A 17,913-nucleotide genomic window follows, 5' to 3' on the forward strand; every position below is an offset into this window, starting at 1 on the left:
GCGGGAGCCCGGCTCAGCGCAGCAGCCCGGCGACGGCGGCCGGCAGCGCCGCGGCGACGTCGAGGGCGCTGATCGGCCCACCCGGCGCCGCCCCGTGCCGTGAGATGTCATCTTCGCGGCGAGATGGACGTCTCACCGAGAAGTTGACACGTCTCGGGAGGGCGGTGCCCTGGCCGGCGGCGAGCCGGGCCGCGCGTCCGTGCACGTACGCCGCGGCCGCGGCGAGCGAGGCGGGGACGCCGGCCAGCCGGCCCTCGGCGTCGACGGCGAGCGCCTCCCCGTACCCCGCGAGCAGCGCGCCGAGGACGCCTGCGAGCACGTCCCCGGCCCCGGCGGTCGCCAGCCAGGGTGTGGCGTCGGCCTGTGCGTAGAGGGGCCCGTCGGGGGCGGCGACGACGGTCGTAGGGCCCTTGAGCAGCACGGTGGCGCCGGTGACCTCGGCCGCCAGGCGGGCGTGGCGCGCCGGGGCGGCGTCGACGGCCGCCCGGGTGGTCTCCTCGCCGCGTGCGGTCAGCAGCAGGGCGAGCTCGCCGGCGTGCGGGGTCAGCACCACCGTGGCCGGCAGGTCGGCGTGGGCGTCGTCGTGGACGAGGCTGAGCCCGCCGGCGTCGAGGACGACGGGCACGCGGGCGGCCAGCCCCGCGGTGAACGCCTTCTCCATCTCCTGGGCGCGGGCGGCGTCGTCGGGGTCGATGCCACAGCCGATGGTCCAGGCCTGCACCCGGCCGGGCGTCGTGACCACCTCGGGGTGGCGGGCGTGCACCAGCGACGTCGGGACCTCCGGGCCGTGGTAGCGCACCATGCCCAGCCCGGTGCGAACGGCCCCGGCGACGGCGAGCACCGCGGCGCCGGGGTAGGCCTGCGACCCGGCCACCACGCCGAGGACGCCGCGGGTGTACTTGTGGTCCGCCGGGCCGGGCAGCGGCCACAGGTCGGCCACGTCCGTCGCGGACAGCCGGCACACGGCGGGCGCCTGGCCGGCGAGGGCCTCCAGCCCCACGTCGACCACCTCCACGCGCCCCGCGAGCGCCGCGGCCGGGGGCAGCAGGAGCCCGGGCTTGGCGGCGCCCATGGTGACGGTGACGTCGGCGGGGAGCACGGGACCGGGCAGGGCGCCGTCATCGACGCCGATGCCGCTGGGCACGTCGACCGCTACGACCACGGGCTCGTCCGGGGACGCCGCCCGCTCGGCGGCGAGCGCGGTGACGACGCCGGCCAGCGGCTCGCGGAGCGGCGCCCGGGCGCCGATGCCGGTGAGCGCGTCGACCCAGACGCCGGCCCGGCGGGCCAACGCGGTGACGGCGTCGTTCAGTTCCGGCGCACCGGCGAGCTCGTGCACCCGGACCCCGGCGGCGCGGGCGGCCGCGAGCCCGGCGGCGTGCGGGTGCTCGGCGAGCACCGCGGCGTGCACCTGGCAGCCGCGCCGGGCCAGGTGGCTGCCGGCGAACAGCGCGTCCCCGCCGTTGTTGCCGCCGCCGACCAGGAGCAGGATCACCGAACCGGGAATGCGGTGACCGCGCTCGCGCAGCTCGGCGGCCACGTGGGTGGTGAGCGCGAAGGCGGCTCGGGCCATGAGGGGTTCACCGGCGGCGAGGAGAGGCTCCTCGGCCGTCCGGACGTCGGCGGCGGTGTGTGCGCGGATCATGTGCCCATGGTGCCCGGGCCAGGGCGCAGCCGAGCGTCATCTCGCGCGCCGGGCTCGCTGGCGAGTTTTGCCTTCTCGAGGAGGTGGCGGTCCGATCGCGCCGCATTGTCCGGTCGGCTCCGGCCGCACAGCTGAGCGACCAGGGCTTTTGCCTCGCGCGCCACCACCTCCGCCATGACATCTGGCCGAGAAGATGACATCTCGCGGCGAAACGGGTGGCTCAGCCTTCCGCGACCACCATGGCCGAGGCGATGCCGGCGTCGTGGGAGATGGTCAGGTGCCACCGGGTGATGCCCAGCTCGGCGGCGCGGGCCGCGACGGTCCCGCGGATCTCCACCACGGGGGGCCCGCCCGCGACCCGGTGCACGGTGCAGTCGTGCCAGCGCATCCCCGCGGGGGCGCCCAGCGCCTTGGCGATGGCCTCCTTGGCGGCGAACCGGGCGGCGAGGGAGGCGTCGGGCAGGTCGCGCTCCTCCGGGGTGAAGAGCTTCTCCCGCAGGCGCGGCACGCGGTCGAGCTCGGCGATGAACCGGGCGACGTCGCACACGTCGATACCGACCGAGATGATCATCGCTGGGCCTTGGATCGTGCCGCCCCGGATCGCCGGGCCCGGACCGGTGCCGGGCGGCTCACTCGACCGTGACGGACTTGGCGAGGTTACGCGGCTGGTCCACGTCCAGGCCCTTCGCGCCGGCGAGCTCGCACGCGAAGATCTGCAGCGGTACCACGGTAACCAGCGGCATCATCAGCGTCGGGGTGCGCGGCACCCGGAAGATGACCTCGGCGAACTCGTTCACCGCGTCGTCGCCCTCCTCCGCGATGACCAGTGTGCGGGCGCCGCGGGCGCGCACCTCCTGGATGTTGGAGATGACCTTGTTGTGCAGCAGCGGCCGCCGCGGGGTGGGGACGATGAAGAAGACCGCCTGACCCTCCTCGACCAGCGCGATGGGACCGTGCTTGAGCTCGCCCGCGGCGAAGCCCTCGGCGTGGATGTAGGCGAGCTCCTTGAGCTTCAGCGCGCCCTCCAAGGCCACCGGGTAGCCCACGTGCCGGCCGAGGAAGAGCACCGAGGTGGTGTCCTTCATCGCCCGTGCCACCTCGCGGATCTGGTCCTCGTTGTCGATGACCTGCTGGATCTTCGCCGGCATCTGGGCGAGCTCGTCGAGGTAGCCGGCGACCTCGTCGGGGTACTTGTTGCCACGCAGCTGGGCCAGGTACAGGCCGAGCAGGTAGCAGGCGGTGATCTGGGCGAGGAACGCCTTCGTGGAGGCGACGGCGACCTCCGGGCCGGCGTGGGTGTAGAGCACCGCGTCGGACTCGCGCGGGATGGTCGAGCCGTGGGTGTTGACGACGGCGAGCACTTTGGCGCCCTGCTCACGGGCGTGGCGCACGGCCATGATCGTGTCCATGGTCTCCCCGGACTGGGAGATGGCCACGACGAGGGTCTTCTCGCTCACCACCGGGTCGCGGTAGCGGAACTCGTGCGCCAGCTCGACCTCGACGGGGATGCGGCACCAGTGCTCGATGGCGTATTTCGCCACGTGCCCGGCGTAGGCGGCGGTCCCGCAGGCGACCACGATGATCTTGTCGACGCTGCGCAGGATCGACTCGTCGATGCGCAGCTCGTCGAGGATGAGGTTGCCGTGCCCGTCCGTGCGGCCCAGGAGGGTGTCGGCGACCGCCTTGGGCTGGTCGTGGATCTCCTTGGCCATGAACGTGGGAAACCCGCCCTTGACCGCGGCGCTGGCGTCCCAGTCCACGGTGAAGCGGCGCCCCTCGGCGGGGTTGCCGTCGGCGTCGACGACGCGGACGTCGTCGGCGGTGATGGTGACGACCTGGTCCTGCCCCATCTCCAGGGCTTCCTTGGTGTGGGAGATGAAGGCGGCGACGTCGGAGCCCAGGAAGTTCTCGCCGTCGCCCAGGCCGATGACCAGCGGGGAGTTGCGCCGGGCGCCGACGACGGTGGCCGGCTCGTCGGCGTGGACGGCGAGCAGGGTGTAGGCGCCCTCGAGGCGGGGGGTGACCGCGAGCATGGCGGCGGTGAGGTCGCCGGTCTCCTCGTAGGCCCGGCCGAGGAGGTGGGCGACAACCTCGGTGTCTGTCTCGGACGTGAAGGCGGTGCCGTCGAGCTCGGCCTTGAGGGCCTGGAAGTTCTCGATGATGCCGTTGTGGATGACGGCGAGGCGGCCGTCCGCGCTCAGGTGCGGGTGGGCGTTGGCGTCCGTGGGGGCGCCGTGGGTGGCCCACCGGGTGTGCCCGATGGCGACGGTCGCGTCGGGCAGCGGCCGCTCCGCCAGCTCCTCGCGGAGGTTGGCGAGCTTGCCGGCCTTCTTCGCGGAGGTCAGGCCGTCCGGGGTGACCAGGGCGACGCCGGCGGAGTCGTACCCGCGGTACTCCAGGCGGGCGAGACCCTCGAGGGTCACCTGCAGCGGACGGTTGCTGGGTGCCAGCGGCCCCACGTACCCGACGATTCCACACATGCGCGCCAGGATAACTGCCGCGCCGGTCCCGTCTTGATGACGCGCGTCACGGGCGGCCTGGCCCAGACGGGTGCACAAGCCGGCTCCGACAACGAATAGGTCCAGATGGCTGCCACACCAGCCATCTCGTCCTATTCGTTCTGCGATCAGCGTCGAACGCCGGACCGGCGCCCGGACCGTCTGCGCGCGTGGGCGAGGGCTTACGCCACACTGACCCCGTGCCCGCCCACCCACGCGCCGCCGTCGCCGCCTCCCCGTTCGTCGAGTTCGACCGGGACTCCTGGAGCCGGCTGGCCTCGTCCACCCCGCTGCCGCTGACGGATGCGGACGTGGTGAACCTGCGCGGGCTGGGCGACCCGCTCGACCTGGCCGAGGTGGACGTGGTCTACCGCCCGCTGTCCGGGCTGCTGCAGCTCTACGCCGCCGCCACGCGGGCGCTGCACCAGGCGACGTCGACGTTCCTCGGCGAGCGGGCCACCCGCACGCCCTACGTCATCGGGGTGGCCGGCTCGGTGGCGGTCGGGAAGTCCTCGACCGCGCGGCTGCTCAGGGAGCTGCTGCGTCGCTGGCCGCAGACCCCGAAGGTGGAGCTCATCACCACCGACGGGTTCCTCTACCCCAACGCCGAGCTGGAGCGGCGCGGGCTGCTCGAGCGCAAGGGCTTTCCCGAGTCCTACGACCGGCGGGCGCTGCTGCGGTTCGTCGCGGAGGTCAAGGCCGGGGCGGCGGAGGTCGCGGCGCCGCTGTACGACCACGTCACCTACGACATCGTCGAGGACCGTCAGCAGGTGGTGCACCGCCCGGACGTGCTCATCGTCGAGGGGCTCAACGTGCTCCAGCCGGCGCGGGCGACGGCGACCGGCCGGTCGTCGCTGGCGGTGAGCGACTTCTTCGACTTCTCGATCTACGTCGACGCCCGGACCGCGGACGTCAACCGCTGGTACGTCGACCGGTTCCTCAAGCTGCGGCGGACGGCGTTCTCGCAGCCGGACTCCTACTTCCGCAAGTACGCCGACCTCGACGACGACGACGCCGTCGCCAAGGCGCAGTCCATCTGGGACGCGATCAACGCGCCGAACCTGGCCAACAACATCCTGCCCACGCGGGGCCGGGCGACGCTGGTGCTGACGAAGTCGTCGGACCACAGCATGCACCGGATGCGGCTGCGCAAGCTCTGAAGCGGGCAGGCCAAGCGCCGCTGGAGCGGCGGGCCCGGCACCTCTGAGGCCCGCGGCCAGCAGGGCTCAGGCGCCGGGTGCTGGAGCCGGCTCACCGCCGTCGCCGCGCAGCTCCCAGCCGTCCTCTGCCCGGGGCTCGATCCGCGGGGGCGTGCCAGGGGCGTGCGGGGAGGGACGCTGCTCGGTGCGGCGCGTCCCGCCGTCCGGCCCTGGCGTGGTGGCCTCGTCCTCGAGCAGCTCCTCCGGTGTGGGCAACGACGGGAACCAGCGGCGCTGCACCAGGCCGAGAAGCATGTCGACGCCGAACCCGATGAACACCCCGCCGGCCACCCCGATGGCCACCGCCACGAGGGGATGGTCGTGCAGGAACACCCCGGCGCTCATGCCGAGCAGGGTCGAGTAGGACGCCCAGACGACGGCGGCGATGGCCACGATGATCACGAAGCGGCGGCGGGGGAAGCCGACCGCGCCCGCGGTCATGTTCACGGCGACCCGGCCGATCGGGACGAAGCGCGCCGAGAGGATGAACACCGTGCCGCGCCGCGCAAGTGCCCGCTTGGCCCAGCGCAGCATGGACTGCCCGCGAGGCGAGGCGAAGATCCGGAGCCGGTCGATCGGCACCTTCGTACCGATGGTGTACGCGATCAGGTCGCCGCAGAACGCCCCGACGGCCCCGGCGAGGATCAGGAACCACAGGCTCGGCCCGCCGCCGGCGACGGTGAGCACGGCGACGGCGATGATGACCGACTCGCTCGGCACCGGCGGGAAGAACCCGTCGATGGTGGCCAGGACGACGACCGCGAGGAGGATCCAGGGCGAGCCGGCGAGGCCGAGGACGACCTCCTCGACGGCGAGCATGGCCTCGGTCACGCCTGGCTCCTGGGGGATTTCGGGGGCGCCCGACGGGGCACCGGCGCCGCGGTGGCGCTGGTCACCAACGGTAGTTCACCGCACGGCCGGCGCGGCACCCGGGTCACCCCCGAGGTTTCCCTGAGACGCGTCAGAGGGAGAGGCGCTCGCGTACCACGCCCGCGAGCCGGTGCGCTGCGGCGTCGGCCTCCTCCTGGGTGGCCGCCTCGACCATCACCCGGACCAGCGGCTCGGTGCCGGAGGGGCGCAGCAGCACCCGGCCGGTCTCGCCGAGCTCGGCCTCGACGGCGGCGACGGCGGCGGTCAGGCCGGCGTCCTCGCTCGCCCGGGCCTTGTCCACCCCCGGCACGTTGACCAGGACCTGCGGCAGCCGGGTGACGACCGACGCGAGGTCGGCGAGCGTCCGGCCGGTCTCGACCACGCGGGCCGCCAGGAGCAGGGACGTCAGGATGCCGTCCCCGGTGGTGGCGTGCTCGGCGTTGATGATGTGCCCGGACTGCTCACCGCCGAGGGTGTGGCCGCCCGCGCGCATGGCCTCGAGCACGTACCGGTCCCCCACCCCGGCCTGCACCGTGGCGATACCGGCCGCCTTCATGGCGAGCAGCAGGCCGAGGTTGCTCATGACGGTCACCACGAGCGTGTCCCCGGCGAGCGTGCCGGCCTCCTTCATCGCGGTGGCCAGCACCCCCATGATCTGGTCGCCGTCGACCAGGCGCCCGGTGTGGTCGACGGCGAGGCACCGGTCGGCGTCGCCGTCGTAGGCCACCCCGAACGCGGCCCCGGACGCCACCGTGACCGCCTGGAGCTGCTCGGGGTGGGTGGAGCCGCAGTCCTTGTTGATGTTGCGCCCGTCGGGCGAGGCGTTGACGACCACCACGTCCGCGCCCGCCTCCCGCAGGGCGAGCGGGGCGATGTCGCTGGCCGCGCCGTTGGCACAGTCGATGGCGATGCGCACGCCCTTCAGGTGGGTCCCGGCGGCGGCGACCAGGTGGTCGATGTAGTTGCGGTCGGCCAGGGCGGACTCCACGGTGATGCGGCCGACATCGCCGCCGACCGGCCGCTCCCACTCGGTCGCCATGCGGGACTCGATCTCGTCCTCGATGGCGTCCTCGAGCTTGAAACCGCCACGCGCGAAGAACTTGATGCCGTTGTCCGGCATGGGGTTGTGCGAGGCGGAGATGACCACACCGAGGTCGACGTCGGTACTCGCGGTCAGGTGGGCGACGCCCGGGGTCGGGAGCACGCCGACCTGGGTGACGTCCACGCCGGCGCTCGCCAGCCCGGCGGCGACGGCGGAGGAGAGGAACTCCCCAGAGATCCGGGTGTCGCGGCCGATGACGGCGCGGGGCCGGCGCCCGGTGATCTCACCGGAGGTGGTCAGCACCCTGGCGGCGGCGGCGCCCAGGTTCAGGGCCAGCTCGGCGCTGACGTCGCGGTTGGCGAGCCCACGCACGCCGTCGGTGCCGAAGAGCCGTGCCATGTGTCCTCCGAAGGGTTCCTGAGTCTGTGCGTGCGGGAGTCGGTGGGTGCAGGTTTCTGTTCGTGCGGGGAGTCGGTGCGTGCAGGGCCGCCGATGCCCACCGGTGGCCCGCCGTCGTACCTTCACCGCGGTGCCACCGCGGACGGCGGAGCGCCGGCCGTTGGGCGACCGGGTCCATGGTGCCATCTCACGACGCGCAGCCCGGCAGTGCGAGCACGCTTCCCCACCGTGCGCGCGTGCCGCGGCACGTGGCGCAGGGCGCGCCGGGCACGGGTGTTCGCGTCGACCGAGGGTCCTCGGGTCGAGCGAGTGTGGCCCGCCACGGTCGCTCGGCCCGGCGACCCTCGGTCGATGTGCAGCAGCGGCGCATGAGCCCCGGACGCCCGCTCGACCAGGCCGGCCCGGGTTGCCCCGCACACGCGAAGGCCCCGCCACGCAGCTGCGTGGCGGGGCCTCGGCGCAAAGCGCAGATCAGCGCTTCGAGTACTGCGGGGCCTTACGGGCCTTCTTGAGACCAGCCTTCTTGCGCTCGACCGAACGGTCGTCACGCGTGAGGAAGCCGGCCTTCTTCAGCGCCGGGCGGTTGGAGTCGCGGTCGATCTCGTTCAGCGCGCGGGAGATGCCCATGCGCAGCGCACCGGCCTGGCCGGAGGTGCCACCGCCGTGGATACGGGCGATGACGTCGAAGCGGCCGTCGATGTCGAGCAGCGTGAACGGCGAGCGCACCAGCTGCTGGTGGAGCTTGTTGGGGAAGTAGTCCTCGAGCGTGCGCCCGTTGACCTTCCACTGACCGGTGCCGGGGACGAGCCGCACGCGGGCGACTGCCTCCTTGCGGCGACCGAGCGCCTGGCCCGGAGCGGTCAGGGACTGGCCCAGACCGCCAGCGGGAGCAGAGCTCTCGGTGGTGTAGGTGCTGGGGGCGTTCTCGTCGCCCAGCTCGATGTCCGAAGTGGTCTCAGCCACAGTTCTCCTTCAGTCCTTTTCCTGCGGTGCCCGTGGCGCGAGGCCTACTGGGCTACCTGGGTGATCTCGAAGGTCTGCGGCTTCTGCGCGCTGTGCGGGTGCTCCGCACCGCGGTAGACCTTCAGCTTGCTGAGCTGGGCGCGGCCGAGGGTCGTCTTCGGGATCATGCCGCGAACGGCCTTCTCCACGGCGCGCTCCGGCTTCTTCTCGAGGAGCTCGGCGTAGGTGGTGGCCTTCAGCCCGCCCGGGAAACCGGAGTGGCGGTACGCAAGCTTCTTCTCACGCTTGCTACCGGTCAGGGCGATCTTGTCAGCGTTGATCACGATGACGAAGTCGCCGTTGTCCACGTGCGGGGCGAAGGTCGGCTTGTGCTTCCCACGGAGCAGGGTGGCGACCTGGGTCGCCAGTCGGCCGAGGACGACGTCGGTAGCGTCAATGACGTACCAGTTCTTCGTGACGTCGCCGGGCTTCGGTGTGTACGTGCGCACGGGCGTAGCCTTCGTTTCTTCAGCGTTCTTGTCGTCGGGTACAGCTATGGCGGCGCTGAGACCCATGGTCAAATTGGTGCTCGCTGCGCGCATCCGGGCGGCTACGCCGGCGAGTGGGAGCACCGGGAGCGCATGGGGATGCACAACGACGTCCCAGGGTACTCCGACGCGAGCGACGCGGTCAAAACATCTCACCCACTCGACCTGCGTGAGGCCCGCCACGAAACCCGGCCACGCCGCGCCGGGAGCCCGGGTGGAATGTGCGTCATGAGGCCCCGCGGCGCCGGACATCAAGCACCCCAGACCAACGCAGGCGGACCGCTCAACGACGGCGGACGCCGTCGTCCTCCCACACCGGCTCCGAGGTCTCCACGACCGTGCCGTCCGCGCGGACCTGGAGGAAGCGATCGAAGCCACGGGTGAACCACCGGTCGTGGGTGACCGCCACCACGGTGCCCTCGAACGCGTCCAGGCCCGCCTCGAGGGCCTCGGCTGAGTGCAGGTCGAGGTTGTCGGTGGGCTCGTCGAGCAGGAGGAGCGTCGCCCCGGAGAGCTCGAGCAAAAGGATCTGGAACCTCGCCTGCTGCCCGCCGGAGAGAGTCTCCACCCGCTGTTCGGCGGCGTGGGCGAGCTCGTAGCGGTCCAGCGCGCGGCCGGCCTGCTCGCGCCCCATGCCGGCCCGCGTCCCCGCACCGCGGTGGAGCACCTCGAGCAGGGTCCGGCCGGTGAGGTCCGCGCGCAGCTGCCCCTGAGCGAACCACCCGGGCCGCACACGCGCCCCGAGCCGGGCCTCGCCGGTGTGCGGGACGTCCGCGACGGGCTGACCGTCGGCGGGAAGGTGTTCCGGCCCGGGGTCCGAGCCGCCCCGCGCGAGCAGCCTGAGCAGGTGCGACTTGCCCGTGCCGTTCGCACCGAGCACGGCCACGCGCTCGCCGAACCACACCTCCAGGTCGAACGGCGTGGTCAGCCCGGGCAGCTCGAGAGCGGTGCAGACGATCGCCCGTTTGCCGGTGCGTCCGCCGCGCAGGCGCATGGTGACGTGCTGGGCGGCGACGACCACCTCCGGTGGGCCCGCCGCCTCGAAGCGGGCGAGGCGGGTGCGGGCCGCCTGCAGCCGGGCGGCCATGTCGGAGTTGTAGGCCGCCTTCTGCCGGTACATGACCACCAGCTGGCGCAGCTTGGCGTGCTCCTCGTCCCAGCGGCGCCGCAGCTCCTCCAGCCGGCTCATCCGCTCGGCCCGCGCGGCGGGGAACGTGGCGAAGGAGCCGCCGTGCACCCAGGACGTGGCGCCGGCGGGGCCGGGCTCGAGGGCGGCGACGTGCGTGGCCGTGCGGGCGAGGAGCTCGCGGTCGTGGCTGACGAAGAGGACGCCCTTGGTGGTGGCGCGCAGCTGGTCCTCGAGCCAGCGCTTGGTGGGCACGTCGAGGGAGTTGTCCGGTTCGTCCAGGACAAGCAGCCCGGCGGGGCCGCGCAGCAGGGCCGTGAGCGCCAGCCGCTTGGCCTCGCCGCCGGAGAGGGTGCGCACCGCGCGCCATTGAGCGCGGTCGAACGGCTGGGCGAGCACCTCCATGGTGATCTCGTCCCACTCGGCCTCGGCGGCGTAGCCGTCCACCTCGGCCCAGTCGGCCAGCGCCTGGGCGTACGCGAGCTGGGCGGGCTCGTCGTCGTCGGTCATCATCGCCAGCTCCGCGGCCTCGAGCCGGTGGGCCACCTCACGCAGCCGGTCGGGCGCGTGGGCGACGAGGAGGTCACGCACGGTGCGGTCGTCGGCCGTGCGACCGACGAGCTGGTCCATGACGGCGAGCGTGCCGCTGCGGCTGACGGTGCCGCGGTGGGGCTCCAGCTGACCGGTGGCGATGCGCACGAGGGTGGTCTTGCCGGCGCCGTTCGGGCCGATCAGCGCCACCCGGTCGCCCTCACCCGCGCGGAGCGAGACGTCGGCGAGGAGTCCGCGACCGTCCGGCAGGTCGTAGCCGATGCCGGCCAGGTCCAGGTGTGCCACCGCGTCAGGATCGCGCACGGGGTGCGCGGTGGTCCAACGGATTGGGGCCGGCTGTCCGTCCGTGCGAGCCCGCCGTCCGCCGGTGCGAGGCCGGCAGACCGGTGGCAGGCTGGCCGTATGAGTACCGATGTTCCCAACCTGCCCCAGGACTCTCCCGGCGACGACCAGTTCCTCAGCGACGAGTCGTGGCAGCCCAACAAGGAGGACGCGCTGCTGACGACGGACAGCGAGGACGTCCTCGACGACGGCCTGACCGCCCCGGACACCGACCCTTTGGCGTCACTCGACCTGACCGAGTCGGGACAGCGCGAGGGCGAGACATGGGACGACCGGCTCGCCCGCGAGGAGCCGGAGGTGTGGGAGGAACAGCCGCCCGCCGACGCGAGCGACCAGGCGGGCACGGGGATCAACGGTGAGGAGCCGACCGGTGAGGAGTCCGCCGTCGGGACCCTCGTGGCCGCGCCGGACGACGACGACCCCTCCGACCGTCCAGGTGAGGAGCAGGACGTGTTCGCCGCGACCGCCGCGCGAACCGGCAACCTCGCACCCGAGGAACAGGCCATGCACCTTGAGGACCAGGGCATCGCCGTCGACGAGGGCGGCACGATCGAGCCCGACGGCGAGGACGTCATCGCCGGTGAGGACCGCCTCTAGACCGGGGTCGCCGCACCCGAGGCGCCCGTAGACTGCACCGCACCACGAGGAGGTGCGGCCGTGCGAGCAACCAAGCGACGCCCGGTGGTGCGGCTCGACGCCGACGGCGGTCGCCGCGCCCGCGCGGACACCCTCGCGGGCGAGGAGCCGCTCGAGATCCGCGTGGCCGGCGTGCCGTACAGCATCACCATGCGCACGCCCGGCGCAGACTTCGACCTGGTGGCCGGTTTCCTGGTCTCCGAGGGTCTGGTGTGGCACGCCGGGCAGATCGTGTCCATCGCGTACGGCGCCGGCGTGGAGCCCGACGGCTCCCGCAGCTACAACTTGGTCGAGGTGCGGCTGGCAGCCGGAGTCGCGCCGCCCGACCCCTCGTTGAGCCGACACGTCTACACCTCCAGCTCGTGCGGCATCTGCGGGACCGCCTCCATCGAGGCGGTGACGCGCGCCTCCCGCTTCCCGCCCGACGGGGACGGCCTGCGCATCAGGCTTCCGGAGCTCCTCGCGCTGACCGAGCGGCTGCGCCAGGGCCAGCAGGTCTTCGACAGCACGGGCGGCGTGCACGCGGCCGGCTTGTTCGCGGTCACCGCGGACGGGCGCGCGGACCTCGCGTGCCTGCGCGAGGACGTGGGTCGCCACAACGCCGTCGACAAGACGGTCGGCTGGGCACTGCGGGAGGGCAGCCTGCCGCTGAGCGGGACCGTCCTGCAGGTGTCCGGCCGGGCGTCCTTCGAGCTCGTGCAGAAGGCGTACATGGCCGGGATCCCCGCACTGGCTGCGGTGAGCGCACCATCCGCGCTCGCCGTCGAGCTCGCCGCGGAGTGCGGCATCACGCTGGTCGGGTTCAGCCGCGGCGCGAGCGTCAACGTCTACGCGGGCGAGCACCGGATCCTGACCTGACCTGTCAGTTCTTCTTGGCCGGCGCCTTGCTCTTCCCGACGGCGTTGCCGGGCTTGGCGGTGCCGCATCACCGCGGCGGTGCGGTTTTGCACCAGGGTTCGGGGGTGTCGACGCTGGTCGGCGGTGTGTGCACAGGCGTGAGGTGGGATGTCGGTGGTCGTCGCTAGTGTCGTACACATGTTCGATACGGGCGGTGGTGCGGGATCGGTGGTGGTGGTGCCGGGCGGCGCTGGCACGCCGGGCGGCGCTGGGGTGCCGGGCGGCGCTGGGGTGCCGGGCCGGCCTGTGTCCGCGGTGGACGTGGACCGGTGGCGGGCGGCGGTGGTGGGGCTGGACCGGGATGTCTCGGATGCCGAGCGGGTGGACCAGCTGCGTGCCTTGGAGGACCTCAAGGCCGCCGCGGCGGCGGCGCAGGCGCGGATCGCGGTCGACTTCGAGGCCTCTCAGCGCAAGGCCCAGGCCTCGGCCGGTGTGCCGGCCGCCCGCCGGGGCCGGGGCATCGGCGCCCAGATCGCGTTGGCGAGGCGGGAGTCCCCGGCCCGGGCGGGGCGGCTGCTGGGTCTGGCCAAGGCGCTGGTGGAGGAGATGCCGCACACCTTCGCCGCGCTGGCGGCCGGGGTCCTGAGCGAGGGGCGTGCGACGTTGCTGGTGCGCGAGTCCGCGTGCCTGTCCGTGACGGACCGGGCCGTGTTCGACGCCGAGGTCGCCGCCGACCCCGCCGCCCTGGACGGGGTGGGCGACCGGCGGCTGGTGGCCCGCGCCAAGGCGGTGGCCTACCGGCTCGACGCGGCCGCGGCCGTGGGACGGCTGCGCCAGGTCGAGGCCGACCGCTACGTGAGCCTGCGCCCGGCGCCGGACACCATGACCTACCTGACTTGCCGGTGGTCCAGGGCGTGGGCGTCTACGCGGCGCAGAGCCGCGTCGCGCAGAGCCTGCGCGCCCAGGGCGACCCGCGTAGCCGCGGGCAGATCATGGCCGACACCCTCGTCGAGCGGGTCACCGGCCAGGCGGTGGCCGCCGCCGTGCCGGTCGAGGTCCAGGTCGTCATGACCGACCGGGCCCTGCTCGCCGGGGACGACGAACCCGCCACGATCCCCGGGTACGGCACCGTGCCCGCCGCGTGGGCCCGCCTGCTGGTCCACGAGCGCACCAACGGCGCCGGCTGCGCCGCCGGCACCGCGGATGAGCCGGTCCTGGTGTGGTTGCGGCGGTTGTTCACCGCCCCGAGCACCGGGCAGCTGGTCGCGCTGGACTCCCGGCGCCGCAGCGTCCCGGCCGGGCTGGCGCGGTTCATCGACCTGCGCGACCAGGGCTGTCGCACCCCGTGCTGCGACGCCCCGGTCCGCCACCACGACCACGTCGTGGCCCACGCCGACGGCGGACCCACCACCGCGGCGAACCTCAAGGGCACCTGCGAGGCCTGCAACTACGCCAAACAAGCACCCGGCTGGCGCGACCACCCCCTGACCACCGGCGAGCAACGCGCCGGACCGGCAGAACAGCAACGCGCCGGACCCGACCCCGGGCACCTCGTGCAGACCACCACCCCGACGGGCCACCGCTACACCTCGGCCGCGCCCGCCCTACCCGGCCACCACGCGCCCACACCCCAGGCACCGAACCCGGCCGCCAACCACAGCCCCATCGAACGCCTCCTGCTCGACCTATACTGGGCAGCCTGAGACCCCGGGTCTCGGCGGAGGCGGGCGCGGACCCTCCGTGTCGCCGCAGCCGCTGGTCGGGAATGCTCGCGACCCGGCTTCAGGGCGCAGGCAGCACGCGCCGGGCGCGGGCCTGAACCGCCCGGGCCGTGAGCTCGTGATCGGCCGGGTATGCGACCTCCTCGAGCGTGAGTCCGTGCGCCGGCGCCACCGTCACGGCGGCGTCGCGCAGGCCGGTGGCGAGCACCTGTGCGGGCCACCCCACCGGGCGGCGTCCCTCGCCTACCGCCAGGCACGCCCCGACGAGCGCACGGACCATGGAGTGGCAGAACGCGTCGGCGCGCACGGAGGCGACGACCAGACCGGCGTCCGGCTCGCCGGCGGGCCCCCTCCGCCACCGCAGGTCGAGCAGGGTCCGAATCGTCGTCGCGCCCTCACGAGGCTTGCAGTAGGCGGCGAAGTCGTGCTCGCCGAGCAGGTGCTGGGCCGCCGCGTCCATGCCGGCGACGTCGAGCGCCCGGCCGTGCCACACCACATCATGGCGACGCAACGGATCCCGGCACGCGACGTCGTCGGCGATGCGGTAGGCGTAGCGCCGCCAGACGGCGGCGAACCGGGCGTCGAAACCCGTCGGCGCCGCCACCGCCCGGTGCACGACGATGTCGCTCGCCCCACGCGGGGACCCCCCGCGGCCCAGCACACCAGCGAGCCGGACCACGAGGGCCTCCCCAGGCGTGCGGTCGCTGCGACCAGGGACCGCTACCCACGCCCGCGCGGGGACGTCGACGTGCGCGACCTGGCCCCGGGCGTGGACGCCCGCGTCGGTGCGGCCCGCCACGGTGAGCCGCACCGACGGCAGCCGCAGCACCGTGGCGAGCGCCTCCTCCAGCGTCCCCTGCACGGTGCGCAAACCAGGCTGCGCCGCCCACCCGGCGAACGCCGCGCCGTCGTAGGACAGGTCGAGGCGAACCCGCAGATCGGCCGTGTCGGGGGTGCTCACGCACGCAGGCTAACGCGAGACACCACGCCGTCCGAGGTCGCCATCGGAACCTCCGGGGGCACAGAGCCGACGGTAACCGTCCGGAGCACCACCCCTTCCGGCCCCCGAGGGCGCATGGCATGGTGGGGGTTCGGCCGGATGCTTCTGAGGCACGGCCGCGTCTCGGCCGGATGCAGGACACGGCCGCACTTTCGAGTCCGCACGACGACGTCAGACACGAAGGAGACCCAGCTGTGGGTGGAAACAAGGCAATCAGCTACGCAGGGACCGGCAAGGTCGAGGTGATCGACACCGATTACCCCACGTTCGAGCTCAAGGACGGGCCGGGGGTCAACCCGGCCAACATCGGCCGCAAGGTCGACCACGGGGTGATCCTCAAGACGGTCGCCACGAACATCTGCGGCTCGGACCAGCACATGGTCCGCGGCCGCACGACGGCGCCCACGGGGCTCGTCCTGGGGCACGAGATCACCGGCGAGGTGGTCGAGTGCGGCCCCGGCGTCGAGTTCATCAAGGAGGGGGACATCGTCTCGGTGCCCTTCAACATCTCCTGCGGCCGCTGCCGCAACTGTAAGGAGCGCAAGACCGGCATCTGCCTGAACGTCAACCCCGACCGGCCCGGCTCGGCCTACGGGTATGTGGACATGGGCGGCTGGGTCGGGGGGCAGGCACAGTACGTGCTGGTGCCCTACGCCGACTGGAACCTGCTGAAGTTCCCCGACAAGGACCAGGCCATGGAGAAGATCCTGGACCTGACCATGCTCTCCGACATCTTCCCGACCGGGTACCACGGCGCCTACACCGCCGGGGTGACCACGGGGTCGACGGTCTACATCGCCGGTGCCGGCCCGGTGGGGCTCGCTGCCGCCACCGCTGCGCAGCTGCTCGGCGCGGCCGTGGTGATCGTGGGCGACCTCAATGAGGAGCGTCTGGCGCAGGCCCGCAGCTTCGGCTGCGAGACGGTCGACGTGTCCAAGGGCGACCCGAAGGAACAGCTCGAGCAGATCCTCCGCGTCCCGGAGGTGGACTGCGCCGTCGACGCGGTCGGCTTCGAGGCACGCGGCCACGGCAAGGATGCGGCGACCGAGCAGCCGGCGACGGTGCTCAACTCGCTCATGGACCTCACCGCAGCCGGCGGCGCGATGGGCATCCCAGGCCTGTACGTCACCGGTGACCCGGGCGGCGTGGACGAGGCCGCGCAGCACGGCGACCTCTCCATCCGGCTCGGCCTCGGTTGGTCGAAGTCCCTCGGCTTCACCACCGGCCAGTGCCCGGTGATGAAGTACCACCGCGGCCTGATGATGGCGATCCTGCACGACAAGGTCCAGATCGCTAAGAACGTCAACGCCACGGCGATCCCGCTGGAGGAGGCCCCGCAGGGCTACGCCGACTTCGACAAGGGCGCCGCGAAGAAGTACGTGCTCAACCCGAACGACATGATCAAGGTGGCCTGACCGCCTCATGCCCGACGGCGGGGCCCGGCGTGCGTGCACCGCGCCGGGCCCCGCCGTCACCCCCTACGTGCCCCGCGAGATGTCATCTTCTCCGCGAGATGTCAGTTTGGTCCTTCGTACCGCACGCGCTCACCGCGCTCCAGGCGCTCTCGCTGCGGCACCACGGTGTAACGGGGGTCCTTCGCCGACTGCTGCCCGGCCTCGAACACGCCCACGCGCGTGCACGCGGAGCCCGCGACCAGCGCGGCCCCGGAGATGACCGCCGCCACGCGGCTGCGACCCGCCACCAGCGAACCGAGCGCCCCGCCCACGGTGAGCACCCGGGCGGCGCGCATCAGCCGGCCCGCGAGGCCCTGGTGCAACGGCTCGGCCGTGATGCCCATCGACCGTTCCATGCGGGCCTCGGCCAGCTGCTCGACGATCGCGCCGCCGAGCGCCAGGCGACGCGCGGGTCCCGCCTGGGCCGCGGGGGCGGTCACCATGCCCAGCCCACCGGCCGCCGCGGCCGCGGAGGCGGTGAAGACGAACGGCAGCTCCCGGTAGGCCTCGTGCCAGGACGGCGTCGCCGTGTCCGCCAGCAGGACGGCCGTGTACGCGGCGACAGGCGGCGCCGTCACCGCCGCGACCAGGCCGGCCGGGCGACCCAGGGCCATCAGCAGCCGCACCGGCCCACGACGCCAGCGGGCCGGGAGCACGGCGGCGACCTCCGCCGCGGCGGCGACCCCGGCGAACGGCCCATAGGCGGAGAGGATCCACGTGCCCACCGACATCGGTGAGGTCAGCTTCGCGACGCGCAGCATGTTGAGGAAGCGGGCGGGCCGTCCGAGGTCGTGGACGAGGGCCACGACGCTGAAGCTCAGGCCCGCGAGCGCCGCGAGCCGGCCCGACCGGCGCAGCGCGTCTCTGCCGGTGAGGTCGGCGCCGGCGGCGAGGAGCGAGGAGCCTGCCGCCAGCCCGCCGGCGAACATGTAGGCGGGGATGTCGATCTCCCACGGGGAGGGCTTGACGATCGGCCGCCCGTAGTAGGACGTGAACTCGGCGGGCGGCACCATGGGGCGCTCGCCGCCACGGTCGCCAGGGCCACCGCCACTACGGCCCCGGCGACGGCCCCGGTCTCGACCACCGCGGCCACCGTCTCGCC

14 protein-coding genes and 1 pseudogene are annotated in these 17,913 nt (G+C 73.3%); 5 read left to right on the top strand and 10 right to left on the bottom strand.

Annotated features, from left to right (window positions below):
- Positions 1 to 13: 13 nt before the first annotated feature.
- The 3 genes from FE374_RS15570 to glmS form a co-directional block, all read right to left on the bottom strand.
- Complete coding sequence (locus FE374_RS15570; protein ID WP_139930092.1) at positions 14 to 1,645, bottom strand: NAD(P)H-hydrate epimerase; 1,632 nt, start codon at positions 1,643 to 1,645, stop codon at positions 14 to 16.
- A 220-nt stretch (positions 1,646 to 1,865) separates the two neighbouring features.
- Positions 1,866 to 2,216 carry a holo-ACP synthase gene (locus FE374_RS15575; RefSeq protein WP_139930093.1) on the bottom strand — a complete coding sequence of 117 codons (351 nt, stop codon included), beginning with the start codon at positions 2,214 to 2,216 and terminating at the stop codon, positions 1,866 to 1,868.
- Positions 2,217 to 2,274: 58 nt separating this feature from the next.
- On the bottom strand, positions 2,275 to 4,125 hold the full coding sequence (glmS, locus tag FE374_RS15580) for a glutamine--fructose-6-phosphate transaminase (isomerizing) (protein ID WP_139930094.1): 1,851 nt from the start codon (positions 4,123 to 4,125) through the stop codon (positions 2,275 to 2,277).
- Between the two features lie 218 nt (positions 4,126 to 4,343).
- Between glmS and coaA the strand changes: the two genes are divergently transcribed.
- Entirely contained in the window at positions 4,344 to 5,303 is a 960-nt protein-coding gene (coaA, locus tag FE374_RS15585) for a type I pantothenate kinase (RefSeq protein WP_139930095.1), read from the top strand.
- Between the two features lie 66 nt (positions 5,304 to 5,369).
- On the opposite strand, the gene FE374_RS15590 is transcribed toward coaA, so the two are convergent.
- The 5 genes from FE374_RS15590 to FE374_RS15610 all read right to left on the bottom strand — a co-directional run bounded on the left by FE374_RS15590 (position 5,370) and on the right by FE374_RS15610 (position 11,106).
- Positions 5,370 to 6,173 carry a DedA family protein gene (locus tag FE374_RS15590; protein WP_139930096.1) on the bottom strand — a complete coding sequence of 268 codons (804 nt, stop codon included), beginning with the start codon at positions 6,171 to 6,173 and terminating at the stop codon, positions 5,370 to 5,372.
- A gap of 130 nt (positions 6,174 to 6,303) precedes the next feature.
- A complete protein-coding gene (gene glmM / locus FE374_RS15595; RefSeq protein WP_139930097.1) occupies positions 6,304 to 7,653 on the bottom strand; it encodes a phosphoglucosamine mutase in 1,350 nt (449 codons plus the stop codon).
- Between the two features lie 471 nt (positions 7,654 to 8,124).
- Positions 8,125 to 8,616, bottom strand: coding sequence for a 30S ribosomal protein S9 (rpsI, locus tag FE374_RS15600; RefSeq protein ID WP_139930098.1), 492 nt, complete (start codon positions 8,614 to 8,616; stop codon positions 8,125 to 8,127).
- 44 nt (positions 8,617 to 8,660) lie between these two features.
- The gene (gene rplM / locus FE374_RS15605) at positions 8,661 to 9,104 is read right to left on the bottom strand and encodes a 50S ribosomal protein L13 (protein ID WP_139930099.1); all 444 of its coding nucleotides are present in this window, start codon (positions 9,102 to 9,104) and stop codon (positions 8,661 to 8,663) included.
- Positions 9,105 to 9,426: 322 nt separating this feature from the next.
- The gene (locus FE374_RS15610; protein WP_139930100.1) at positions 9,427 to 11,106 is read right to left on the bottom strand and encodes an ABC-F family ATP-binding cassette domain-containing protein; all 1,680 of its coding nucleotides are present in this window, start codon (positions 11,104 to 11,106) and stop codon (positions 9,427 to 9,429) included.
- A 117-nt stretch (positions 11,107 to 11,223) separates the two neighbouring features.
- Between FE374_RS15610 and FE374_RS15615 the strand changes: the two genes are divergently transcribed.
- From FE374_RS15615 to FE374_RS20430, 3 genes and pseudogenes are all read left to right on the top strand, one after another.
- Positions 11,224 to 11,760, top strand: a complete 537-nt coding sequence (locus FE374_RS15615) for a hypothetical protein (protein ID WP_139930101.1) — start codon at positions 11,224 to 11,226, stop codon at positions 11,758 to 11,760.
- A gap of 60 nt (positions 11,761 to 11,820) precedes the next feature.
- Positions 11,821 to 12,657, top strand: a complete 837-nt coding sequence (gene fdhD / locus FE374_RS15620) for a formate dehydrogenase accessory sulfurtransferase FdhD (RefSeq protein WP_139930102.1) — start codon at positions 11,821 to 11,823, stop codon at positions 12,655 to 12,657.
- A gap of 321 nt (positions 12,658 to 12,978) precedes the next feature.
- Positions 12,979 to 14,339 (top strand): annotated as a pseudogene (locus FE374_RS20430) (HNH endonuclease).
- Between the two features lie 79 nt (positions 14,340 to 14,418).
- Here the strand turns inward: FE374_RS20430 and truA are convergent.
- Positions 14,419 to 15,318, bottom strand: a complete 900-nt coding sequence (truA, locus tag FE374_RS15630; protein ID WP_139930103.1) for a tRNA pseudouridine(38-40) synthase TruA — start codon at positions 15,316 to 15,318, stop codon at positions 14,419 to 14,421.
- A gap of 233 nt (positions 15,319 to 15,551) precedes the next feature.
- On the opposite strand from truA, the gene fdhA reads away from it, so the two are divergent.
- On the top strand, positions 15,552 to 16,772 hold the full coding sequence (gene fdhA / locus FE374_RS15635; RefSeq protein ID WP_139930104.1) for a formaldehyde dehydrogenase, glutathione-independent: 1,221 nt from the start codon (positions 15,552 to 15,554) through the stop codon (positions 16,770 to 16,772).
- 101 nt (positions 16,773 to 16,873) lie between these two features.
- Here fdhA and nrfD read toward each other — a convergent pair whose 3' ends face one another.
- On the bottom strand, positions 16,874 to 17,824 hold the full coding sequence (gene nrfD, locus FE374_RS15640) for an NrfD/PsrC family molybdoenzyme membrane anchor subunit (RefSeq protein ID WP_139930105.1): 951 nt from the start codon (positions 17,822 to 17,824) through the stop codon (positions 16,874 to 16,876).
- Positions 17,825 to 17,913 lie beyond the last annotated feature (89 nt).

It is taken from the genome of Georgenia yuyongxinii, assembly GCF_006352065.1.
GTDB lineage: Bacteria > Actinomycetota > Actinomycetes > Actinomycetales > Actinomycetaceae > Georgenia > Georgenia yuyongxinii.